Annotated in this window: 20 protein-coding genes; 5 read left to right on the forward strand and 15 right to left on the reverse strand. The window is 64.0% G+C overall.

Translation table 11 applies throughout. The features are described 5' to 3' along the window. Nucleotides 1–5: 5 nt before the first annotated feature. The 3 genes from ACQ4WS_RS02100 to ACQ4WS_RS02110 form a co-directional block, all read right to left on the reverse strand. Nucleotides 6–896, reverse strand: coding sequence for a branched-chain amino acid ABC transporter permease (locus tag ACQ4WS_RS02100; protein WP_034782923.1), 891 nt, complete (start codon nt 894–896; stop codon nt 6–8). Between the two features lie 93 nt (nt 897–989). Beyond that, the gene (locus ACQ4WS_RS02105; RefSeq protein ID WP_436473229.1) at nt 990–2,147 is read right to left on the reverse strand and encodes an ABC transporter substrate-binding protein; all 1,158 of its coding nucleotides are present in this window, start codon (nt 2,145–2,147) and stop codon (nt 990–992) included. A gap of 153 nt (nt 2,148–2,300) precedes the next feature. Beyond that, nucleotides 2,301–2,462: a hypothetical protein gene (locus ACQ4WS_RS02110; protein ID WP_436473231.1), complete on the reverse strand. Its 162-nt coding sequence runs from the start codon at nt 2,460–2,462 to the stop codon at nt 2,301–2,303. Nucleotides 2,463–2,514: 52 nt separating this feature from the next. On the opposite strand from ACQ4WS_RS02110, the gene ACQ4WS_RS02115 reads away from it, so the two are divergent. Together ACQ4WS_RS02115 and ACQ4WS_RS02120 are read left to right on the forward strand one after the other, a co-directional pair. Next, nucleotides 2,515–3,423, forward strand: a complete 909-nt coding sequence (locus tag ACQ4WS_RS02115) for a GumC domain-containing protein (RefSeq protein ID WP_436473233.1) — start codon at nt 2,515–2,517, stop codon at nt 3,421–3,423. Nucleotides 3,424–3,447: 24 nt separating this feature from the next. Further along, on the forward strand, nt 3,448–3,861 hold the full coding sequence (locus tag ACQ4WS_RS02120; protein ID WP_436473235.1) for a hypothetical protein: 414 nt from the start codon (nt 3,448–3,450) through the stop codon (nt 3,859–3,861). A 1-nt stretch (nt 3,862) separates the two neighbouring features. Here the strand turns inward: ACQ4WS_RS02120 and ACQ4WS_RS02125 are convergent, their stop codons facing one another. Then, on the reverse strand, nt 3,863–4,342 hold the full coding sequence (locus tag ACQ4WS_RS02125; RefSeq protein WP_436473237.1) for a tetratricopeptide repeat protein: 480 nt from the start codon (nt 4,340–4,342) through the stop codon (nt 3,863–3,865). Further along, a complete protein-coding gene (locus ACQ4WS_RS02130; protein ID WP_436473239.1) occupies nt 4,339–6,372 on the reverse strand; it encodes a bifunctional 2',3'-cyclic-nucleotide 2'-phosphodiesterase/3'-nucleotidase in 2,034 nt (677 codons plus the stop codon). Before ACQ4WS_RS02130 ends, ACQ4WS_RS02125 begins: the two co-directional genes overlap by 4 nt. 202 nt (nt 6,373–6,574) lie before the next feature. On the opposite strand from ACQ4WS_RS02130, the gene prfB reads away from it, so the two are divergent. The 3 genes from prfB (at nt 6,575) to lysS (ending at nt 9,931) form a co-directional block, all read left to right on the forward strand. After that, nucleotides 6,575–7,679 (forward strand): peptide chain release factor 2 gene (prfB, locus tag ACQ4WS_RS02135; protein WP_436473241.1). Its coding sequence is split into 2 segments (ribosomal slippage): nt 6,575–6,655 and nt 6,657–7,679, totalling 1,104 coding nucleotides; the frame shifts between segments, so codons are not numbered across the junction. Between the two features lie 2 nt (nt 7,680–7,681). Then, nucleotides 7,682–8,383, forward strand: coding sequence for an HAD family hydrolase (locus tag ACQ4WS_RS02140; protein WP_436473243.1), 702 nt, complete (start codon nt 7,682–7,684; stop codon nt 8,381–8,383). 18 nt (nt 8,384–8,401) lie between these two features. Then, nucleotides 8,402–9,931: a lysine--tRNA ligase gene (gene lysS, locus ACQ4WS_RS02145; protein ID WP_436473245.1), complete on the forward strand. Its 1,530-nt coding sequence runs from the start codon at nt 8,402–8,404 to the stop codon at nt 9,929–9,931. 72 nt (nt 9,932–10,003) lie between these two features. On the opposite strand, the gene ACQ4WS_RS02150 is transcribed toward lysS, so the two are convergent. From ACQ4WS_RS02150 to ACQ4WS_RS02195, 10 genes are all read right to left on the reverse strand, one after another. Beyond that, the gene (locus ACQ4WS_RS02150) at nt 10,004–11,005 is read right to left on the reverse strand and encodes a Gfo/Idh/MocA family protein (RefSeq protein ID WP_436473247.1); all 1,002 of its coding nucleotides are present in this window, start codon (nt 11,003–11,005) and stop codon (nt 10,004–10,006) included. Nucleotides 11,006–11,017: 12 nt separating this feature from the next. Beyond that, nucleotides 11,018–12,040: a porin gene (locus ACQ4WS_RS02155; protein ID WP_436473249.1), complete on the reverse strand. Its 1,023-nt coding sequence runs from the start codon at nt 12,038–12,040 to the stop codon at nt 11,018–11,020. Between the two features lie 35 nt (nt 12,041–12,075). Continuing rightward, nucleotides 12,076–13,035, reverse strand: a complete 960-nt coding sequence (locus tag ACQ4WS_RS02160; RefSeq protein ID WP_436473251.1) for a 2-hydroxyacid dehydrogenase — start codon at nt 13,033–13,035, stop codon at nt 12,076–12,078. 20 nt (nt 13,036–13,055) lie between these two features. Beyond that, nucleotides 13,056–14,003, reverse strand: a complete 948-nt coding sequence (locus ACQ4WS_RS02165) for a sugar kinase (protein ID WP_436473253.1) — start codon at nt 14,001–14,003, stop codon at nt 13,056–13,058. Further along, complete coding sequence (locus ACQ4WS_RS02170; protein ID WP_436473255.1) at nt 14,000–14,746, reverse strand: sugar phosphate isomerase/epimerase family protein; 747 nt, start codon at nt 14,744–14,746, stop codon at nt 14,000–14,002. The genes ACQ4WS_RS02165 and ACQ4WS_RS02170 overlap by 4 nt, the downstream gene beginning before the upstream one ends. After that, a complete protein-coding gene (locus ACQ4WS_RS02175) occupies nt 14,743–15,477 on the reverse strand; it encodes an amino acid ABC transporter ATP-binding protein (protein WP_436473257.1) in 735 nt (244 codons plus the stop codon). Before ACQ4WS_RS02175 ends, ACQ4WS_RS02170 begins: the two co-directional genes overlap by 4 nt. Continuing rightward, entirely contained in the window at nt 15,464–16,114 is a 651-nt protein-coding gene (locus tag ACQ4WS_RS02180) for an amino acid ABC transporter permease (protein WP_436473259.1), read from the reverse strand. Before ACQ4WS_RS02180 ends, ACQ4WS_RS02175 begins: the two co-directional genes overlap by 14 nt. A 1-nt stretch (nt 16,115) precedes the next feature. Further along, nucleotides 16,116–16,808, reverse strand: a complete 693-nt coding sequence (locus ACQ4WS_RS02185) for an amino acid ABC transporter permease (protein WP_099410165.1) — start codon at nt 16,806–16,808, stop codon at nt 16,116–16,118. Nucleotides 16,809–16,899: 91 nt separating this feature from the next. After that, on the reverse strand, nt 16,900–17,706 hold the full coding sequence (locus ACQ4WS_RS02190; protein ID WP_436473262.1) for a transporter substrate-binding domain-containing protein: 807 nt from the start codon (nt 17,704–17,706) through the stop codon (nt 16,900–16,902). A 220-nt stretch (nt 17,707–17,926) separates the two neighbouring features. After that, on the reverse strand, nt 17,927–18,994 hold the full coding sequence (locus ACQ4WS_RS02195; RefSeq protein ID WP_436473264.1) for a LacI family DNA-binding transcriptional regulator: 1,068 nt from the start codon (nt 18,992–18,994) through the stop codon (nt 17,927–17,929). Nucleotides 18,995–19,045: the final 51 nt, after the last annotated feature.

Below are 19,045 nucleotides of genomic sequence, written 5' to 3' on the forward strand. Positions count from 1 at the left end.
GATCCTCAGACTTTCTTGATCGCGGCTTTGCCGAACAGGCCGGACGGCTTGATGGCCAGCACCAGCAGCAACAGCAGCAGGCCAGGCACTTCCTTGTAGCCGGTGGAGATGTAGTAGCCGGTGGTCGTCTCGGCGATGCCCAGTATCAGGCCGCCGACGATGGCGCCCACGCCCGAGGTCAGGCCGCCGATGATGGCCACGGCAAACGCTTTCAAGCCCAGTGACGCTCCCATGGTGGCCCCCGTCAGTGTCAAAGGCGCCACCAGCACGCCCGCAAAGGCGGCCGTGGCCGACGACAGCGCGTAGGAAAAGGTGATGACCATGCCCGTGTTGATGCCCATCAGGCCGGCCGCGTCGCGGTCGTTGGCTGTCGCCACCACGGCCTTGCCGTAGATCGATTTGCGGTTGAACACTTCGACGGCCAGCATGATGGCCAGCGCGCCGACGATGACGGCCACCTGCATCTGCTGCACATTGGCGCCAAATACCTGGAACGGCGCGGCCGACAGCGGCGACGGGAACATCAGGTCATCCTTGCCCCAGATGTTTTCCGCCACGTTCTTGAAAATGATGGCCAGCGCGATGGTCGACATGATCCAGCCGAATTCGGACTTGATCTTGATGGCGGGCCGCACACCGATCCATTCGACGAACACGCCCTGCAAGGCGCCGAAGACGATGACGATGGGGATCATCAGGAGATAGCTCATGTACGGGCCGCCGTGGATGGTGCCCACCAGGGAAAGGCCCACGAGCGCGCCCAGCATCAGGGATTCCCCCTGGCCGAAATTGAGGGTGCCGGAAGTGGCAAAGGTCAGCTGGTAGCCGAAGGCGATGACGGCATAGATCATGCCCAGCGCGATACCGCTGAAGACGAGCTGCAGGAAGATTTCCATGGTGTTCCCCGGAAGACGAAAGATGAAAAAATGGCCAGTCCTGATTCCTCAAGGCTGGCCATTTCGCGGCTAGAGACTTGGAATTAGCCGGACTTATTTGGCAAGGACGACCTTGCCGTCCTTGACTTCGCCAAACACGGTCAGCTCGGCGCTGATCGCTTCATGGTTGGTCTTGCTGAACGGCTTGTTGTAGGTGGTCACGGCGCCTTCCACTTTCTCCGTCAGGCTTTCCAGCGCGGCGCGCACTTTCGGCCCTTCCGTGCCGCCGGCTTGCTTGAAGGCGGCTGCCAGCAGGTAGATGGAATCGTAGCCTTGCGCGGCCGAGACGGCCGACGGCATGCGTCCGCCCGATGGCTTGTAGGCAGCCACGTAGGCATCGATGAAGGCCTTGCGCTTCGGCGTGCTGGCATCCTGGATGAAGGTTTGCGGCATGCGCGTGCCGTTGCCGTTCTTGCCCGCGTTGTCGATGAAGTTACCCATGGCCAGGGTCCAGCTGCCGATCAGCGGCACTTTCCAGCCCAGTTTTTCCATGCCGTTGGCGATCTGCGCCAGTTCCGGACCGATGCCGTAGGTCAGCACGACTTCCGCGCCCGCCTGCTTGGCTTTCAGCAGCTGGGCCGTCATGTCGACGTCCTTGATGTTGTATTTTTCCACAACGACAGCCTTGATGCCCTTCTTGTCCAGCGCCTTTTCCAGGTCTTCGCGGCCCAGCTGTCCATAGTTGGTGGAGTCGGCCAGGATCGCCACTTTCTTGAACTTGCGGTTCTCGATGGCCTCATGCACGATCATGCCGGACTGGATGGTGTCATTGGCCGCATTGCGGAAGATGTAGTTTTCCGGCTGGTCGGCGAACTGTTTGGTGACGATGGAGCCAGTCGCCACATTGTTCATGACGGGAATTTTCGCTTCCTGATAGAAGCGCTGCGACGCCAGGGCCACGCCCGTGTTGATATAGCCGACGGTGGCGGCGACCTTTTCCTTGTTGATGAGTTCTTGGGCGATCTGCACGCCGCGTTCGTTCTTCGCTTCGTCATCGCGCTCGATCAGCAACAGGGAACGGCCCAGTACGCCACCCTTGGCATTGATTTCAGCCACGGCCAGCTTGACGCCGTCGCGCATCGACACGCCCATCGGCGCGGAACCGCCCGTGAACGGACCGGACACGCCGATCTTGATGGGGTCGGCTGCGACTGCCGCCTGAGAGAAACCCAAAACCAAACTTGCCACTAGCAATTTCTGTTTCAAATTCATTGTCATCTCCTCTGATACAACGTTTTTAATGCCACTTATTTTTATAGTCGTACGCTGGATAACCGCCCCATCGATAAATCATTGTAGGTGAGTAAACATGCACCAGCAACAACTACATATGACGCGTCGCAACATGCAGAAAAGCCCGAATTACTAGCCAAATGTCAGTCTTTTGTAAGGAAAATATGAAGCAAATTGGCGCACCTTGCGCCATTCGGCAACAGTCCAGCCGCCGATGCGGGGCCGCCAGGCGACTTCGACAGCGAGCTGATCTGGCGCAATACTGCCAATGCTCAGCATGCTAACGTCGGCCATGCCAGCGCGTGCGCGCCGGCCCAATCAGCAACTCCCACCACATGGAGGCCATATGCAGCGCCCGTCGAACTCGTCCATTTCTCCCCTGCTACTTGGCGCCATCGCCAGCCTGCTGCTGGGCGGCTGCGCCACCGACCTGGCGCCCGTGCGCACCTTCGCCGAACAGACGCAAAAGATGTCGCGGCACTTCGAACCCATGCTGGCGGGCGGCGTCCACAGCTGCATGGACAAGGCCATGCGCAAGCGTTTGATCCTGGCCGAGCGTTTCGATGCGCAAGCGAGCGAACAGGCGGCGCGCGCCGAGTGCGCTGCCATCGCGCAGGCCAGCGCATCGCTTGCCCGCCTGAACGACCTCCTGCTGCGCTATGCCCACACCCTGGCGGCGCTGGCCGATGACAAGCTGCCCGTCTACAAGGAAGAGCTTGGTGGACTCGGCGATGCATTGGGCGGCCTGGCGCAGCCGGGCGGCGGCGCGCCCCTGCTCGATGCGGGCAAGCTGTCCAAGGTCGTCAAATTGAGCGAGCACCTGAGCCGCCTGGCCACGCAGCGCCTGCAGAAGTCGGCCTTGCGCGCATTGCTCGACGAGCAGGAAGCCGTCGATATCATCAGCAATGCGCTCAAGGAGTATGCCCAGCGCAGCTACCGTGCCGGCTTGCAGGATGAATTGCGCGACCTGGCCCTGCTGCGCGGCGCCGTCGATAACGCCGCGCCGCGCGAACCGCTGGCCGCCAACTACATCCGCATGCGCTTGCACCTGGAAGGCCGGCAATTGCAGGAAAGGGAAAAGATCATCGCCGCGTACGTCGCCGCCGTCGACGCACTGCAAGCCAGCGTGGCCACGCTGCGGGCCAATCTCGATCGCCTGCAGGCGCCAGAACTGGAACGGCAGCTGGCGCAGTTTTCACGCAACGTCGAAGCGCTGCAGCGGCAAGCGGCGTTCTATGCCCCCGCCCGCTGGTAAGCAGCGCGCACACAGGAGTATCCCATGGCCCCACTGACCGAACTGACGAAAGAGCAAAGCTACGCCATCGCCGACAGCCTGGCGCAAGCGTCAAGCCTGGTGCTGGAATTGCGCATCCGCGAACGCGAGACACTGGCGGCGGACGAGCGCGCGCTGCTGGAGCAATATGAAAGCCACCTGGACCAGATGGTGGCCCTGTTTCGCGCATATGGCATCTATCTGACGGCCGAAGGCGCGGAGCAGGCGCGCGGCGATATCGAGGGCGCCATCGCCAAGGGCAAGTCACAGCTCAAGCGCATCGCCGACATCAAGGCAGCTATAGTCGCGGCGGCCAGGCTGGTCGACCTGGGCGCCGCCATTTTGTCGCGCGACCCGATCGCCATCGGCGATGCGGCGGCCAGTCTGCGGGCCAAGCCGAGGAAGGAAGAGCCGGTGTAGCTCAGGGTTCCGGCGGGCGGTGTCCCATCGCATGCGTGGCCATCTTCAGGTACAGGAAGGACTGCTCCTCGCTGTGCGCATAGCCCATGCGTCCCTCGGCCAGGGCTACGGATTTCTGCTGCAGTGCTTCCGGGTATTCGAGGTCGCAGGCAGCGTCCAGCCAGTAACGCGCCCTGGCTTCGTCGCTATCCTGCAGCAGGTTCGCCACGATGAACATGGCGGGCGCCACGCCGCGTTGGGCGGCCAGTTCCAGCCAGCGCAGCGCGGCACCACTGTCCTGCGATCCGCCCATGCCATTCTTGAACATCAAGCCCAGGTAATACGCGGCAGGCCCGCTGCCCTGCCCCGCCGCCTGTTCGAACAGGGTGCGCGCTTGCGGCTGGGACGCTACTCCCGCGCGCATCAACACCTTGGCCCGGGCCGTGACGTCGGGCACGGGCGACGCCAGGGCGGCGGCCAGCAGCAGGTTTGCCAGCATCATTTCGACAAATCGAGCTGGTACAGCGCAAAGCCCTTGCCCGCGCCATCGTCCGCCTTCAACTGCGTGACGTTATCGATGCCGGCCGCTCTCGCCAGGTCGATCACGTTCGGTGCCGAATGAAAGACCACCGGGCCTTTAGTGGCGACTTTGGCAAAGCGCCAGCTGCGCGCCGAGCCGTTTTTCGCGCGCGTCAGGTTTTTCTCTTGCGTGACATAGGCGATCAGCAGTTCGCGGTTGTTGTCGGGCGAGGCCACCACCGTCTTGCTGCCGTCGAGGCCAGGGAAATTGCCGCCGCCGCTGGCGCGGTAGTTATTCGTCGCAATCAAAAATTCCTGCGCCGCGTCCACCGGCTTGCCCTTGTACGTCAGGCCCTTGATGCGCTGGCCCGGCGGCTGCGTGACGTCGATCTGGTAGCGCACGTCGGCGCTGGTGATCGCATCGAAGTTGTAGCTCGGGTGGGCCGTGTTGACCAGTTCCTGCGCTTCCAGCTTGTTCGGATCGATGGTATTGAAACGCTGCGCCGACTTTTCCAGCCAGGCTTTCAGCTCCGCGCCATGCATCTTTACGCCGTACAGCGCGTTCGGATACAAATACAAATCGGCCGCGTTATTCAGCGCCACATTGCCCGCCTTGACGTCCGTGTAGTCGGACACGCCCGCCGAGCCGCTCTTGAACGGCGATGACATCGACAGCACGGGCAAGTGCGCATACTGCGGCAGGTTCGCCTTCACATACGCGGCCAGATAGCCCGATTGCGCCTGATTCACCACCTCGATGGCGCTGACATCACCCACGTCGGCAAAATACGTCGACATGCGGAAGTCCGTGGCGCCCACCGGCGTCTGCACGTAGGCGATGGTGGCCGCGTGTTCTTCCGCCACCAGCCTGGCGATGGCCGCATCGGGCGCGACATAACTCTTGTCCGCATTCTGGATGCCGCGCGCTTCCACTGTGGTGGCGCTCTTGTCGACGGTCCACTGCTTGCCGTCATGGCGCAGGCGCAAGCCGATCACGCCCAGATGCTTGCCCCACAAATTGGCCATCACGGTGGGCACGCCATTGACCAATCCCTTGACCTTGTCGACGCCGGGCAAATTAAATTGCGGCACCGTGCTGGCCGCGTTCGGGAACAGCTGGTGCGAATGGCCGATCAGCATGGCGTCCACGCCCGGCACTTGCGACAGGTAGTAATTGCCGTTTTCCATGGTCGGCGAATACGGGCTGTCATCCAGGCCGCCGTGCGAAATGGCCACCACCAGCTCGGCACCCTTGGCGCGCATCTCGGGAATGAATTTTTCCGCCGTCTCGCGCACGCCGTGCGTGTAGACGCGGCCTTCGAGCCAGCGCTTGTCCCAGGCCATGATGGTGGGCGGCGCAAAACTGATGATGCCCACTCTCACGGTACTCGTCACGGGCTTGCCATCGGGGCCGGTGGCCGTGATCTGCTTGGCTATGATGTGGTATGGCGCAAACAGGGGCTTGCCCGTCTTGACGCTGTAGACGTTGGCCAGCACTTGCGGGAACGCGGGGCCGGCGCAGCGCGGTTTGGCCGCGTCCACGCTGTCGACGTCAAAACGGTTGCCCGTCACCTGGCTCAGGAACGCCAGGCCGTAGTTGAATTCGTGGTTGCCGATGCCGCCGCCGTCCACTTTCAGCAAATTCATAGCCTTGTAGATGGCCAGGGTCTGGTCGCAGGCCAGCGGTTTTACCAATGCCTGGTAGTCCGCCAGGGCCGTGCCCTGGATGGTGTCGCCGTTGTCGAGCAGAAGGTTGTTCGGGAACTGCGCGCGCGCCTGCGCGATCAGGGCCGCCGTGCGTTCCAGGCCGATCGACGGCTCCGCCTGCAGCTTGTAGTAGTCATAACTGAGCACATTCGCATGCAAGTCCGTCGTCTCCAGCAGGGCCAGGGTGGCGCTGCTGCCCGCGGGCGCGGCGGCCAACTGCTGGGCGGGTCCGGTGTCGGCGGACGGCAAGGCACCGCAGCCGGCCAGCAGCAGCGGTAACAGGGCGAGACGGGGAGATTGAAACATGACGTATTCCTGTGGAAAGACAATATCGCCAACATCATACGCAGCACGGTAGCCATCATCAAGGCAAAAATATTGTCGTAAATACAGCAAAATCGTCATTTTATTGCCCCGTGCGCCAGCAATTGCGCCGCAGCGGCAGCGGAAACGCGCCGCGCTCGCGTATAATTCAAGGTTTGATTTCACCATAGAAGACCAGAACATTATGGAAGCCGAACGCATCAATATCATCTCCGCCCTGCTCAACGACCTGACGGTCCGCGAAGCCGAACTTCGGAGGTATCTTTGACTTCACTGTCAAGTCGGAGAAACTAGAGCAAGTCAACGAAGAGCTGGAAGATCCGACCGTCTGGAACGATCCCAAGCGCGCCCAGGACCTCGGTAAAGAGAAGAAGGCGCTGGAAGCCATCGTCTTCACCCTCAGCAAGGCCGATGCCGACCTGCGCGACACCCGCGACCTGTTCGACATGGCCCGCGAAGAAGGCGACGACGAGACGCTCGAAGCGATCGAGCAGGACGTGCAGGAAATCCGCAAGGTCATCGAAAGCATGGAATTCCGCCGGATGTTCAACAATCCGATGGACCCGAACAACTGCTTCATCGACATCCAGGCCGGCGCCGGCGGCACGGAAGCACAAGACTGGGCCTCGATGCTGTTGCGCCAGTACCTGCGCTATTGCGAACGCAAGGGCTTCAAGGTCGAAATCCTGGAACAGTCCGACGGCGAGGTTGCCGGCATCAAGACGGCCACGCTGAAGGTCGAAGGCGATCACGCCTACGGCTTCCTGCGCACGGAAACGGGCGTGCACCGTCTGGTGCGCAAGTCGCCATTCGACTCGGCCAACGGCCGCCACACCTCGTTTACGTCGCTGTTCGTGTATCCGGAAGTCGATGATTCGATCGAGATCGACGTCAACCCGGCCGATATCCGCGTCGATACCTACCGCGCGTCGGGCGCCGGTGGTCAGCACATCAACAAGACCGACTCCGCCGTCCGCATGACCCATGCGCCGACCGGCATCGTGGTGCAGTGCCAGAACGACCGTTCGCAGCACCGCAACCGCGCCGAAGCGATGGAAATGCTGAAAGCGAAACTGTACGAGCATGAACTGCGCAAGCGCATGAGCGAACAGCAAAAGCTGGAAGACTCGAAGACGGACGTGGGCTGGGGTCACCAGATCCGCTCCTACGTGCTGGACCAGTCCCGCATCAAGGACTTGCGCACCGGTTTCGAGACGGGCAATACCAAGGGCGTGCTCGATGGCGACATCGACGAGTTCATTTCCGCCTCGCTCAAGCAAGGCGTATAAGGATGAACGCATCCGCTCCGGCACTGGCAAAGCAGGCCTTCCTGTTCGACATGGATGGCACGATTGTCGACAACATGGCCTTCCACACGACCTCGTGGCTGGCGTTCTTTGAACGCCAGGGCCATGTGCTGGAGGCGGACGCTTTTTTCCGCGACACGGCAGGACGGCAAGGCCGCGAAATCATCGCCAAGTATCTGGGCGAGGATGCCGACCACGTCACCCTGCTGGCTGAAAAGGAAGTCGTCTACCGCGAACTGTATGGCCCGCACCTGGCAACGGTGGCCGGTTTCGACCGGCTGATCGCCAGCGCGCGCCAGGCCGGCGTCGGGCTGGTGGTGGGCACGGCCGCGCCGGACGAGAACATCGCGTTCACGCTCGACGGCCTGGACTTGCGCCACCGCTTCGATGCCATCGTCGGCGCCGCCGACGTGGAACGGGGCAAGCCGCACCCGGACGTTTTCCTGAAAGGCGCGCTGCTGGCCGGCGCGCTGCCGCACAACTGCATCGTCTTCGAAGACGCGCCCCTGGGCGTGGAAGCGGCGCGCCGTGCCGGCATGCGGGTCGTGGCGCTCACCACCACCCTGCCGGCCGAAGCGTTCGCCGCCTTCGACAACGTCATTGCCATCGTGCCGGATTTCTCCGCACTCGACGTCGACGCACTGTTTGCCAGCGTGGCGCCAGCGCTGGCGCCACATCATCAATAATCACCAACGAAGAACACCATGACTACGGATATCCAAGAACAAGCCGCCGCCCCCGATGAAAACAAGATCATCGCCGAGCGCCGCGTCAAGCTGGCAGCACTGCGCGAACAAGGCGTCGCCTTCCCGAACGATTTCCGTCCCGAGCACAAGGCGGCAGATCTGCACGCGCAATACGGCAGCAAGACGCGCGAAGAGCTGGAAGCCGAACCTGTCACCGTGGTGCTGGCCGGCCGCATGATGCTCAAGCGCGAAGCGGGCAAGAAAGCCGCTTTCGCCACCCTGCAAGACGCTTCCGGACCGAAAGCCGACGGCCGCATCCAGATCTATGCCACGCTTGACCTGACAGGCGAAGCGGCCATGGCTGCCCTGCACCACTATGACCTGGGCGATATCCTGGGCGTGACGGGCACGCTGTTCAAGACCAAGACGGACGAACTGACCATCAAGGTCACGGAGCTGCGCCTGATCACCAAGTCGCTGCGCCCGCTGCCGGACAAATTCCACGGCCTGGCCGACCAGGAAACCAAGTACCGCCAGCGCTACGTCGACCTGATCATGAACGAAGAGACGCGCCGCACCTTCAAGGCGCGTACCGCCGCCATCTCGTCGATCCGCCGCTTCATGGAAAAGAACGAGTTCATGGAAGTGGAAACGCCGATGCTGCACACCATCCCGGGTGGCGCGGCGGCAAAGCCGTTCATCACGCACCACAATGCGCTGGACATGCAGATGTTCCTGCGTATCGCGCCCGAGCTGTATCTGAAGCGCCTGGTCGTGGGCGGTTTTGACCGCGTGTTCGAAATCAACCGCAACTTCCGCAACGAAGGCGTGTCGATCCGTCACAACCCTGAATTCACGATGATGGAATTCTACGCGGCCTACACCGACTACAAATGGCTGATGGATTTCACGGAAGCCGTCATCCGCCAGGCCGCCATCGACGCGCACGGCACCGCTACCCTGACCTACGGCGGCCGCGAGCTGGACCTGGCCAAGCCGTTCCACCGCCTGACCATCGTCGAAGCGATCAACAAGTACGCGCCAGGCTACACGCCGGAACAGTTGAACGATGCGGACTTCATCAAGGAAGAGCTGAAGAAATTCGGCGTCAAGCCCTTCGCCACGGCCGGCCTGGGCGCGCTGCAACTGGCGCTGTTCGAAGAGACGGCTGAAGCGCAGCTGTGGGAACCGACCTACATCATCGATTATCCGGTCGAAGTGTCGCCACTGGCGCGCGCTTCCGACACGGTGGCCGGCATCACCGAACGTTTTGAACTGTTCATGGTGGGCCGCGAGATCGCCAACGGCTTCTCCGAGTTGAACGATGCGGAAGACCAGTCGGCCCGCTTCCTGGCGCAAGTCGCTGCCAAGGACGCCGGCGATGAAGAGGCGATGTTCTACGACGCCGACTACATCCGCGCGCTGGAATACGGCATGCCGCCAGCCGGCGGCTGCGGCATCGGTATCGACCGCCTGATGATGATCATCACGGATTCGCCGAACATCCGCGACGTCTTGCTGTTCCCGCACCTGCGCCGCGAAGACTAATCACGGACGCCAGCCGATAAAAAGCCGCCTGATTTTGCGATCAGGCGGCTTTTTTACGTCTGCCGCAGGCCGTCAATCGGCCAGGGTCACACGCTGGTGGCTGCGGCTGGCCTGCTGCGCCGCCAAGGCCGTGGCCAGCGCGCGCATGCCGTCGTCACCAGTGGCGGCCGGCTGTCCTTCGCCGCGCATGGCACGCTGGAAGGCGCGCACCGAGCGCACATACAGGTTTTCATGCTCGACGGGGATGTCGATGCTGCCGCCGTCGCGCGTCAGGCAAATGCTGCCGACGGGGCGCTGCGTCATGACGCCGGTGGCGAAGATGGTGCCCTTGCTGCCGATGATTTCCACGCCGGACAGCGAATGCGGCGCGTTGAACGCGTCGTGCACCTGCACCAGGGTGCCGTTGTCGAACTCGATGACGGCCATCAGGCCCTCTTCCAGCCCGGCCACCGTCATGCCGCCGCTGGTGGCGCAGGCGGTGACGTGGCGCGGCTCCGCATCGAGCAGGAAGCGCAAGGTGTCAACATCGTGCACGAACATGTCGAGCGTGACGCCGCCCGACTCCGGCGCGTGCAGGCGCCAGCCGCGCAGGTGCTGCGGCAGGTTGTTCGCGTGCAGCACGCGGCAATACAAGGGCTGGCCGATCTCGCCGGCGCGTATCAGCTCGCGCACCTTGCCGTGGCTGGCGGCGTTGCGCAAGTGGTGGTTAATTCCCAGCACCACGCCCGCTTCGGCGCAGCCGTCGACCATGCGGCGCGCGTCCTCCAGGTTCAGCGCCAGCGGCTTCTCGCACAGCACATGTTTGCCCACGCGCGCCGCCTGCAAGGTCTGCGCCATATGCCATTCGTTGGTGGTGCTGATGTAGACCGCGTCCGCGCCCGGATGGGCCAGCGCCGCATCCAGGTCGGTATAGCTGGCGGCGATGCCAAACTGCTCGGCAAAGGCGGCGCCGCGCGCGGCGTCCCTGCTGACCACGGCCAGCACTTCCGCGTCACCCTGCTGGCGGATCGCGTCGACCATCCATTCGCGCGCCACGGTGCTGGCGCCGACCAAAATCCATCCGATCTTCTTCATTCGATTCTCCCCTTAAAAAGTGTGGCGCAGGCCCAGGTTCCAGGCCTGGTTGCCGCTACCGTTATCGGTGGCGTTGCCCACCACATAGGCGGCGCCGTTGCGGTTGTCGATATGCGCATAGGCCGCGTACAAGGTGCTGCGCTTCGACAGCGCGTAGGTGTAGCCGATGCCGATCTGCGAAGCGTCGCCGTTGGCGGCGCGCCGGTCGTCGCGCCGCACGTACGAGAACAAGACGCGGTGCGGGCCAAAAGGCACGGTGGCGCCCAGCATCAGGTCCGCGCTGTCGACCGTGGTGGCGGCGCCCGCCGTGCTCTTGCTGACGGCGACGGCGCCATGCGCCTTGACGACGCCGAAGTCCCAGGTGGCGCCCAGCACCGTGTTGCGCGCCGTGCCCGCCACCTGCGCGCTTGACAGGGTGTTGGCATCCTGGTGCGCCATGCGCAAGTACAGCGGTCCGCTGGCATAGGTAGCTGCGGCGCCTGTGTAGCGCCTGGCCGCCGCGTCGCCGGGCACTTCGCCGAAGCCGTACGCCAGTTCGCCGGAAAGGCCGCCGCGCACGGGCGAGCTGTAGGTGATGCTGTTGTCGACGCGGCTGATGTAACCAGCCGTGAAGACATTGCTCATCCTGCCCGCAAAACCCAGGTAAAACGGGTCCAGCGCACCCAGGCTGCTGTCGATGAAGGTGTACTGGCGGCCGAGGCGCAGCGTGCCTGCCGCGCCGCCCAGGCCAACAAAAGCCTGGCGCCCGAACAGCAGACCGCCCTGGGCCGAAGCGCCCGTGTCGGCCAGGATGCCCGCATCCATTGTGAACATCGCCGTCATGCCGCCGCCCAGGTCTTCGCTGCCCTTGAAACCCAGCCGAGAGCCATTGGCGATGCCGCTGGTCAGCTTGAGCACCCTGCCGCCGGCGCCGCCATTCTCGGACACCACGCCCAGGTCCGCGATGCCGTACATGGCCACGTTCGACTGCGCGTTACACAGGCCGCCGCAGGCACCGGCGCCGATGATCATTGCTCCTACTACCTTGTTCTTCATGTCTTGCCCTGTCTGTCTTTTGATGGAAACTGCGCCTAGCTCACCAGATGGCGCGGACGCTCGCCGCGCAGGCCGGCCAGCAGGTTGTCCACCGCCTGCTGCGCCATGGCGTAGCGCGTTTCATGCGTGGCCGAGCCGATGTGCGGCAGCGCCACCACATTGGCCATGCCCGGGAGCGGATTGTCCGGCGCCAGCGGTTCGCGCTCGAACACGTCGAGACCGGCGCCGTGGATGGTGCCCTGTTGCAGCGCCTCGATCAGCGCCGCCTCGTCCACGATGCGCCCGCGCGAACCGTTGATGAAGATGGCGCCGGGACGCATCAGCGCGAACTCGCGCCGGCCCATCATGCGTTCCGTCTGCGCCGTCAGCGGCAGCACCACGCAGACGAAATCGGAGCTGGCCAGCAAGTCGTCGAGCGCCACCTGGCGCGCACCCAGGGCCACCTCCACCTCGGGTACCGCCTCGCCATTCACATACAGCACCTGCATGCCGAAACCCAGCGCAGCGCGGCGGGCGACGGCGCGGCCGATGCGGCCCATGCCCAGCATGCCGATGGTCTTGCCATGCACGTTGACGCCATACTGGCTTTCACCCACGCTGCGCGTCCAGCGTCCCGCCTTGACGAATTCGGCCAGTTCGACGACGCGCCGCGCGCTGGCCAGGATCAGCGCGAAGATCGTGTCGGCCGTCGTTTCCGTCAGCACGTCCGGCGTATTGGCCAGCCAGATGCCGCGTTCGCGCAGGTAATCGACGTCGAACTGGTCAACGCCCACCGAAATGGTGGAAATGATGCGCAGGTCAAAGGCCGGCTCCAGCAGTTCGCGGTCCAGGCGCACGCTGGCGCCCAGCAAGCCATGCGCGCCGCGGATGGCGGCGGCGAAGGCGGCACGGTTGCCCGCATCGATAGCCTCGAAGTACGTCACCTCGCATTCGGCGCGCAGGCGCGCCAGCAGCGGCTCGGCCAGCTTTTTATACACAACCACATGTTTTTTCACGAGTGTTTCCCCTGTTCGGTTCAAGATGGGACCAACGCATCGAGCTGGGCGCGGGTCGGCAAGCCTTCCATGTCGCCGGCTACCTGGATGGCGAAGGCGCCGACGAGGTTGCCGCGCCGTACCGCCTGCGCCAGCGGCAAGCCTTCCAGCAAGGCGCTAACCAGGCCGGCCGCGAAGCCGTCGCCGGCGCCCACCGTGTCGACCACGTTGGGCACGCGCTCGCCCGGCACCATGCCGCTGTCGCCATCGGCCGTGCGGTAATAGGCGCCCTCGGCGCCCAGCTTGATGACCACCAGCCGCGCGCCGCGCTGCAGATAAAAGCCGGCGACATCGTGCGGCAAGTCGTGACCGGTGAGGATTTTTCCTTCCCCCAGGCCGGGCAGCACCCAGTGCGCCTTGGCGGCGAGGCGGTTGATCTGTTCGACCATGACGGCTTGCGAGGGCCACAGCGAGGGCCGCAGGTTCGGATCGAACGACACCGTCCTGCCGTTGGCGCGCATGAAGTCGAGCGCCTGGTCAGCGAACGCCAGGCTGGTGGCGGACAGCGCCGCGGCCACACCCGTGGCGTGCAAGTGGCGCGCGGACAGGAAATAGGCGGGGTCGAAGTGCTCGGGCGCCAGCCGGCTGGCGGCGGAACCCTTGCGGAAGTATTCGACCAGCGGATCGGCGCCGTTCTCGGCCTTTTCCTTGAGCAGGAAGCCGCTGGACTGGCCGGCGACGGCGACGACCCGGCTGCAATCGACGCCCTCGGCCTGCACGCTGGCGCGGATGAAGCGGCCGAAGGAATCGTCGCCCACCCGGCTCAGCCAGCCAACGCGCAAGCCCAGGCGCGCCAGGCCGATGGCAACATTCGTCTCGGCGCCGGCCAGACGGCGCGTGAAATGCGCCACGGCCGCCAGGTCCCCCGTTTGCTCGGCAACGAACATTGCCATCGCCTCGCCGTAGGTGACGACGTCGAGCTTCATCATGCGGCCTCCAGTATCTGGATGTAGCGTCCCGTTTCGGCCACCAGATCGGCGCCGTCGAGCGGGAATTCGATGGCCCGCTGCACGCCTGGCGCGAAATGCGCGAAGACGGCGCGCCAGGTGGGATCGGCCTCGGAGACGGCGCAGGCGGACAGCCGGCCCCCGTCATCGAGGACGGCCTTGCAATGCACATAGCGCACATACGGCGCCAGCAGGCGCGCCGCCTGCTGCGCATCCTCGCCCACCCAGCGCCAGTTGCCGATGTCGAAGGTCAACCCCACAGGCAGCCCGATCTCCCGCGCCGCCGCCAGGAAGCGCGCCATAGCCGCCAGCGCGCCGCCATGGGCCGTCTGGTCGTTTTCCACCAGCAGCGCCACGGGCGCGGCCAACAACTGGGCGTTCAAGGCCGGCAAGGCCGGCGTGGCCGGGTAATGGCCCAGCGACACCTTCAGGTAACGCGCGCCGAGCCGCGCCGCCTCGTCCAGCATCTGCTGCAGCAATTCGTGCTGCAGCACACCGTCCGCGCCCCACAATTCGATGGGGGTGGAGTACACCGAGTACAGGCCGCGCGCGGCCACCGCCGCGCCCATGCGCGCCAGGTCGGGCAAGTCGGAGGTGAACAGCTCGCGGCGGATCTCGATGCCGGCGCCACCGGCATCGGCTACCACGTCGATGAAATGGCTTTGCCCCAGCTGCCTTACCCTGCTTGCGCCATAGGCCGACGCCGCCACCAGGACGGGGCTCATTTGATCGCTCCCGCGCCGACGAACTGGCGCGCTTCGGGCGTTTGCGGGTTGCTGAAGAAGGCTTCCGACGGCCCGCTTTCCCACGCCGTCCCCTGATGCATGAAGACGGTGACGTCGGCCATGCGCCGCGCGAACTCCATCTCGTGCGTCACCAGCAGCATCGTCATGCCGGCCTGCGCCAGCTCTTCCATCACCTTCAGCACTTCCTGCGTCAGTTCCGGGTCGAGCGCCGACGTCACTTCGTCGAACAGCATCACCTGCGGCTCCATCGCCAGCGACCGGGCGATCGCCACGCGCTGCTGCTGGCCGCCCGACAGTTGCTCGGGATAGGCCTCGCGCTTGTGCTCCAGGCCCACCTGCTTGAGCACGCGCAACGCCGTGGCGCGGCCCTGGGCATCAGGCACCTTCTTGACGATGCGCGGCGCCAGCATGACGTTTTCCTCCACCGTCAGGTGGGGGAACAGGTTGTAGCTCTGGAAGACCATGCCGACATCCTTGCGCAAGTCGAGCAGGTGCTCCTGGCGCGCCGTCAGCGTATGGCCGGCCACGACGATGCTGCCGCTGTCGATAGTTTCCAGGCCGTTGATACAGCGCAGCATGGTGCTCTTGCCGGAACCGCTGCGGCCGATCACGGCGATCACCTGGCCCCGCTCGACGGCGAACGATACGCCCTTGAGCACGTGGTTGGCGCCGAAGCTCTTGCTGATATTGTCGATTTCAACGATGGGCATGGAATTTCCTTTCCAGTGAATGGCTGTAGCGCGACAGCGGGTAGCACAGCGCGAAGTAGATCAGGGCGACGACGGGGAAGACGATGAAAGGCAGGAAGGTCGCATTGCTGACCAGTTGCCCTGCCCGCGTCAGTTCCACCACGCCGATGATCGAGGTGATCGAGGTGTTCTTGATGATCTGCACCATGAAGCCCACCGTCGACGGCAGCGAATGGCGCAGCGCCTGCGGCAGGATCACGTAGCGCAGCTGCTGGTAGCGGTTCAGCGCCAGCGCGGCGGACGCTTCCCACTGCTGCCGCTGCACGCCTTCGATGCAGCCGCGCCAGATCTCGCCCAGGTAGGCGCTGGCAAAGATCGTCATCGCCGCGCCGGCGGCGATGATCGGCGACAGCTTGTAGCCGAACAGGGCCAGGCCGTAATAGGTAAGGAACAGCACGATCAGCACGGGCGTGCCCTGGATCAGCTGGATATACAGGGCGCTGGCGAAACGCAGGAACGGGCTGCGCGCCGTGCGCAGCAGCGCCACGGCGAAGCCGGCGATGCCACCCGTGATGAAGACGATCAGCGACAGGCCGATGGTCCAGCGCGTGGCCTCGAGCAGAAATTGCAGGTTATCCCAGGAAAAGTCACTGATCATGTCATGCTCCCATGCGCGCCGCGCCCAGACGGCGGCGGCGTTTGAAGACGATCTGGCCCAGTACCCAGAAGCCGAAGCGGAACAGCAGGGCCAGCAGGATGTACAGCACCATCACGACGATGTAGATCTCGAAGCTGCGGAAGGTTTCCGCGTCGAGCAGGTGGGCGGCGGCGGTCAGCTCTTCGGCGGAAATGGCCGATACGACGCTCGAGGCCAGCATCATCAGCGTGAACTGGCTGGCCAGCGCCGGATACACTTTTTCCAGCGCCGGCAGCAGTACCACGTGGCGCATCACCTGCCAGCGCGTCATGCCCAGCGCCTGCGCCGCCTCCAGCTGCGAGGGATGCACGGCGCCTATGCCGGCGCGCACGATTTCCGCCGCATAGGCACCCAGGTTGACCGTCATGGCGACCAGCGCGGCGCCATTCGCGTCGAGCTGCAAGCCCAGCGACGGCAAGCCAAAGTAAATGATGAACAGCTGCACCAGGAACGGCGTGCTGCGGATAATCTCGACATAGGCGCGCACCACCGCGCGGGCATAGGCGGGACCGTTCTTCAGGATGACGGCGGCGCACACGCCCACCGCCAGCCCCAGCACCATAGCCAGGGCGCTCAGGCGTATCGTCAGCGCCGCGCCCCACAACAGGCGGTCCAGCGATTGCATGACGAGTTCGAAATGAAATTCATAGGGCATACTCAACTCCTTGTCTACGTGCGCATCCCCGGCCGCGCCACCATGGTGGCGCGCCGTACGGAGCAACACTTTGCCTATGCGGCTTGCGGTATCAGAAGGTCGGCAGCGCCGGCAGCGGCGCGCCGCTCCACTTGCGCGCGATGGCGTCGAGTTCGCCGTTCAGCTTGACGTAGTAAATGAAGTTGTTAAGCCACTGGTGCAGTTCGAAGTCGCCACGGCGCACCGCCATCGAGTTCGGCTGCAGCGAGTAGGCGAAGCGGACCTCGATCTTGCCCGCGCCGCGCGTCTTGATGATGTCGAGCGCCATCGTGCTGGGAATCGAGACGGCGTCGACCTGCTTGCTGAGCAAGGCCTGGGTGACGGTGGCGTCATCCTCGAAACGCACGATGTTGGTGCCGGCCGGCGCCATGCGGCTCAGCGCCGTGTCATTCGTGGTGCCGCGCGTCACGCCCACTTTCTTGCCCTTCAAGTCGGCCAGGGCCTTGAATTTGCCGCCGACCGGCGCGACGATGGCCAGTTCGAAGGCGCTGTAGGGCATGGTGAACATCAAGGTCTTGGCCCGTTCCGGCGTGGGCGCCAGGGTCGCCACGAGGAAATCGACCTTGCCCGATTCCAGCGACGGCACGCGCGACGGCGCCGTCAACGGCACCACTTCCACGGGCAGGTTCAGGTATTTGCCGATCAGGTTGGCGACGTCGACGTCATAGCCGACGGGCGCGCCCTTGGCGTCGATGCTGCCGAACGGCGGCGTGCCGCTGACCACGCCGATGGTCAGCTTGCCCTTCTTGATCAAGTCACCAAGCGTCTGGGCGCCGGCGTCGGCGGCCGCGCCCAGGGCGCACGTGGCTGCCAGTGCGCAAGCCAGTATCTTCGAATAGAACAGTGTCGTCATCTTCATTTTTCCGTCTCCTGTGATCCCGGTACCGGCCTCGTCGAGGCACTTCCGGGAATATTGTCAAATGGACGATTCAGATCGTCTCTTGCCGTGTCGTTACAACCTCGTGCCAAACTCCTGGCATTGCCCTGCCTGACTATCCACCCCCCTTTCCAGTATGAAAACATGCTATGAAACCGGTTCCATAACTTCCTCAAAAAAAAGGGCAACGCCCTCTTTCCCGTCAATCGCCGCCCTTGTCCGCGATTGCTCGCTGGGTGGAGTTGCGCACAATCAACTTACCTGGCAACAGCACCTCGCGTGGCGCGCATTGCTCGCCCTGCAGGCGCGACAGCATGCACGTCATCGCCGAAAAGCCGATTTCATAGGTTTGCTGCTCGATCGTGCTCAGGCCCGCCAGCGGCGACCACGGCAATTCGTCAAAGCCCAGCAGGCCCACGTCTTGCGGCATGCGCAAGGCCAGACGCTGCAGCATCAGCGCCAGTTCCAGCGCCACCATGCCGTTCGAGGCCAGCAGCGCCACGCGGCGGCCGCGCCATTGCGCCAGGCGTTGCCGCACCTGCGCATCGATGGAGGGCCGGTCGTCCAGGTCCACCGCCAGCACTTCGCCCACGCAGCCGGGATGCTCGGCCATCACGGCCTGAAAACCGGCGGCGCGCATCTGGCGCGAGCTGACGCCCGTCAAGGGCGGCGCGACGAAGGCGATGGCGTCGAAACCGTGCTCGATCAGATGCGCGGTTGCCAGGCGGCCCGCCTGCACATTGTCCAGGCCCACCAGGTCGAAATCGGCGCCCTCGATGCGGCGGTCGACCAGCACGATGGGCATGTCCGCCTGCTGCAAGTCGGACGACTCGATATTGCGCCCCTGCGTATTGACGATCAGCCCTTCCACGCTGTACGAGCGCAGCGCGGCAAGCGACTGGCGTTCGCGCTGTTCGTCATTGCCTGTATTACACAAGATCAAGGTATAACCATGTTGCTGGCAAGCCGCCTCCACGCCTTGCAGCACGGCCACCGTGTAGGGATTGAGCATGTCCGCGACGACCATGCCGATCAGGCGCGTGCGTCCGCGCTTGAGGCCGCGCGCCATCTGGTTCGGCTGGTAGCCGAGGCGCGCGATGGTGCTACCGATCTGCTGGCGGATATTCTCGGACAAAGCATCGAGTTCGCCGCCGAGAAAACGCGACACGCTGGTCTTCGACACGCCCGCCTCGCGCGCCACCTGAGCGATGGTCACGGGCCGGGCCGGCTCGCCGGAGAGGGTTTTTTTACTGCCGCGTACTGAATCCAAGGTCTATCTCCACTACCTGTTGATATGCATATTTTTATTTTGGAACCGGTT

This window comes from Janthinobacterium leeuwenhoeki (assembly GCF_051380795.1).
GTDB lineage: Bacteria > Pseudomonadota > Gammaproteobacteria > Burkholderiales > Burkholderiaceae_D > Janthinobacterium.

Bases quoted from the DNA above. Each gene is read 5' to 3' on its own strand.
- ACQ4WS_RS02120 (WP_436473235.1), top strand. From the start codon at position 3,448: ATGGCCCCACTGACCGAACTGACGAAAGAGCAAAGCTACGCCATCGCC.
- ACQ4WS_RS02175 (WP_436473257.1), bottom strand. From the start codon at position 15,477: ATGCCCATCGTTGAAATCGACAATATCAGCAAGAGCTTCGGCGCCAAC.
- ACQ4WS_RS02170 (WP_436473255.1), bottom strand. From the start codon at position 14,746: ATGAGCCCCGTCCTGGTGGCGGCGTCGGCCTATGGCGCAAGCAGGGTA.
- ACQ4WS_RS02150 (WP_436473247.1), bottom strand. From the start codon at position 11,005: ATGAAGAAGATCGGATGGATTTTGGTCGGCGCCAGCACCGTGGCGCGC.
- ACQ4WS_RS02140 (WP_436473243.1), top strand. From the start codon at position 7,682: ATGAACGCATCCGCTCCGGCACTGGCAAAGCAGGCCTTCCTGTTCGAC.
- ACQ4WS_RS02115 (WP_436473233.1), top strand. From the start codon at position 2,515: ATGCAGCGCCCGTCGAACTCGTCCATTTCTCCCCTGCTACTTGGCGCC.
- ACQ4WS_RS02125 (WP_436473237.1), bottom strand. From the start codon at position 4,342: ATGATGCTGGCAAACCTGCTGCTGGCCGCCGCCCTGGCGTCGCCCGTG.
- ACQ4WS_RS02185 (WP_099410165.1), bottom strand. From the start codon at position 16,808: ATGCCCTATGAATTTCATTTCGAACTCGTCATGCAATCGCTGGACCGC.
- ACQ4WS_RS02100 (WP_034782923.1), bottom strand. From the start codon at position 896: ATGGAAATCTTCCTGCAGCTCGTCTTCAGCGGTATCGCGCTGGGCATG.
- ACQ4WS_RS02165 (WP_436473253.1), bottom strand. From the start codon at position 14,003: ATGATGAAGCTCGACGTCGTCACCTACGGCGAGGCGATGGCAATGTTC.
- ACQ4WS_RS02130 (WP_436473239.1), bottom strand. From the start codon at position 6,372: ATGTTTCAATCTCCCCGTCTCGCCCTGTTACCGCTGCTGCTGGCCGGC.
- ACQ4WS_RS02105 (WP_436473229.1), bottom strand. From the start codon at position 2,147: ATGAATTTGAAACAGAAATTGCTAGTGGCAAGTTTGGTTTTGGGTTTC.
- ACQ4WS_RS02155 (WP_436473249.1), bottom strand. From the start codon at position 12,040: ATGAAGAACAAGGTAGTAGGAGCAATGATCATCGGCGCCGGTGCCTGC.
- ACQ4WS_RS02180 (WP_436473259.1), bottom strand. From the start codon at position 16,114: ATGATCAGTGACTTTTCCTGGGATAACCTGCAATTTCTGCTCGAGGCC.
- ACQ4WS_RS02110 (WP_436473231.1), bottom strand. From the start codon at position 2,462: ATGGCCGACGTTAGCATGCTGAGCATTGGCAGTATTGCGCCAGATCAG.
- ACQ4WS_RS02190 (WP_436473262.1), bottom strand. From the start codon at position 17,706: ATGAAGATGACGACACTGTTCTATTCGAAGATACTGGCTTGCGCACTG.
- lysS (WP_436473245.1), top strand. From the start codon at position 8,402: ATGACTACGGATATCCAAGAACAAGCCGCCGCCCCCGATGAAAACAAG.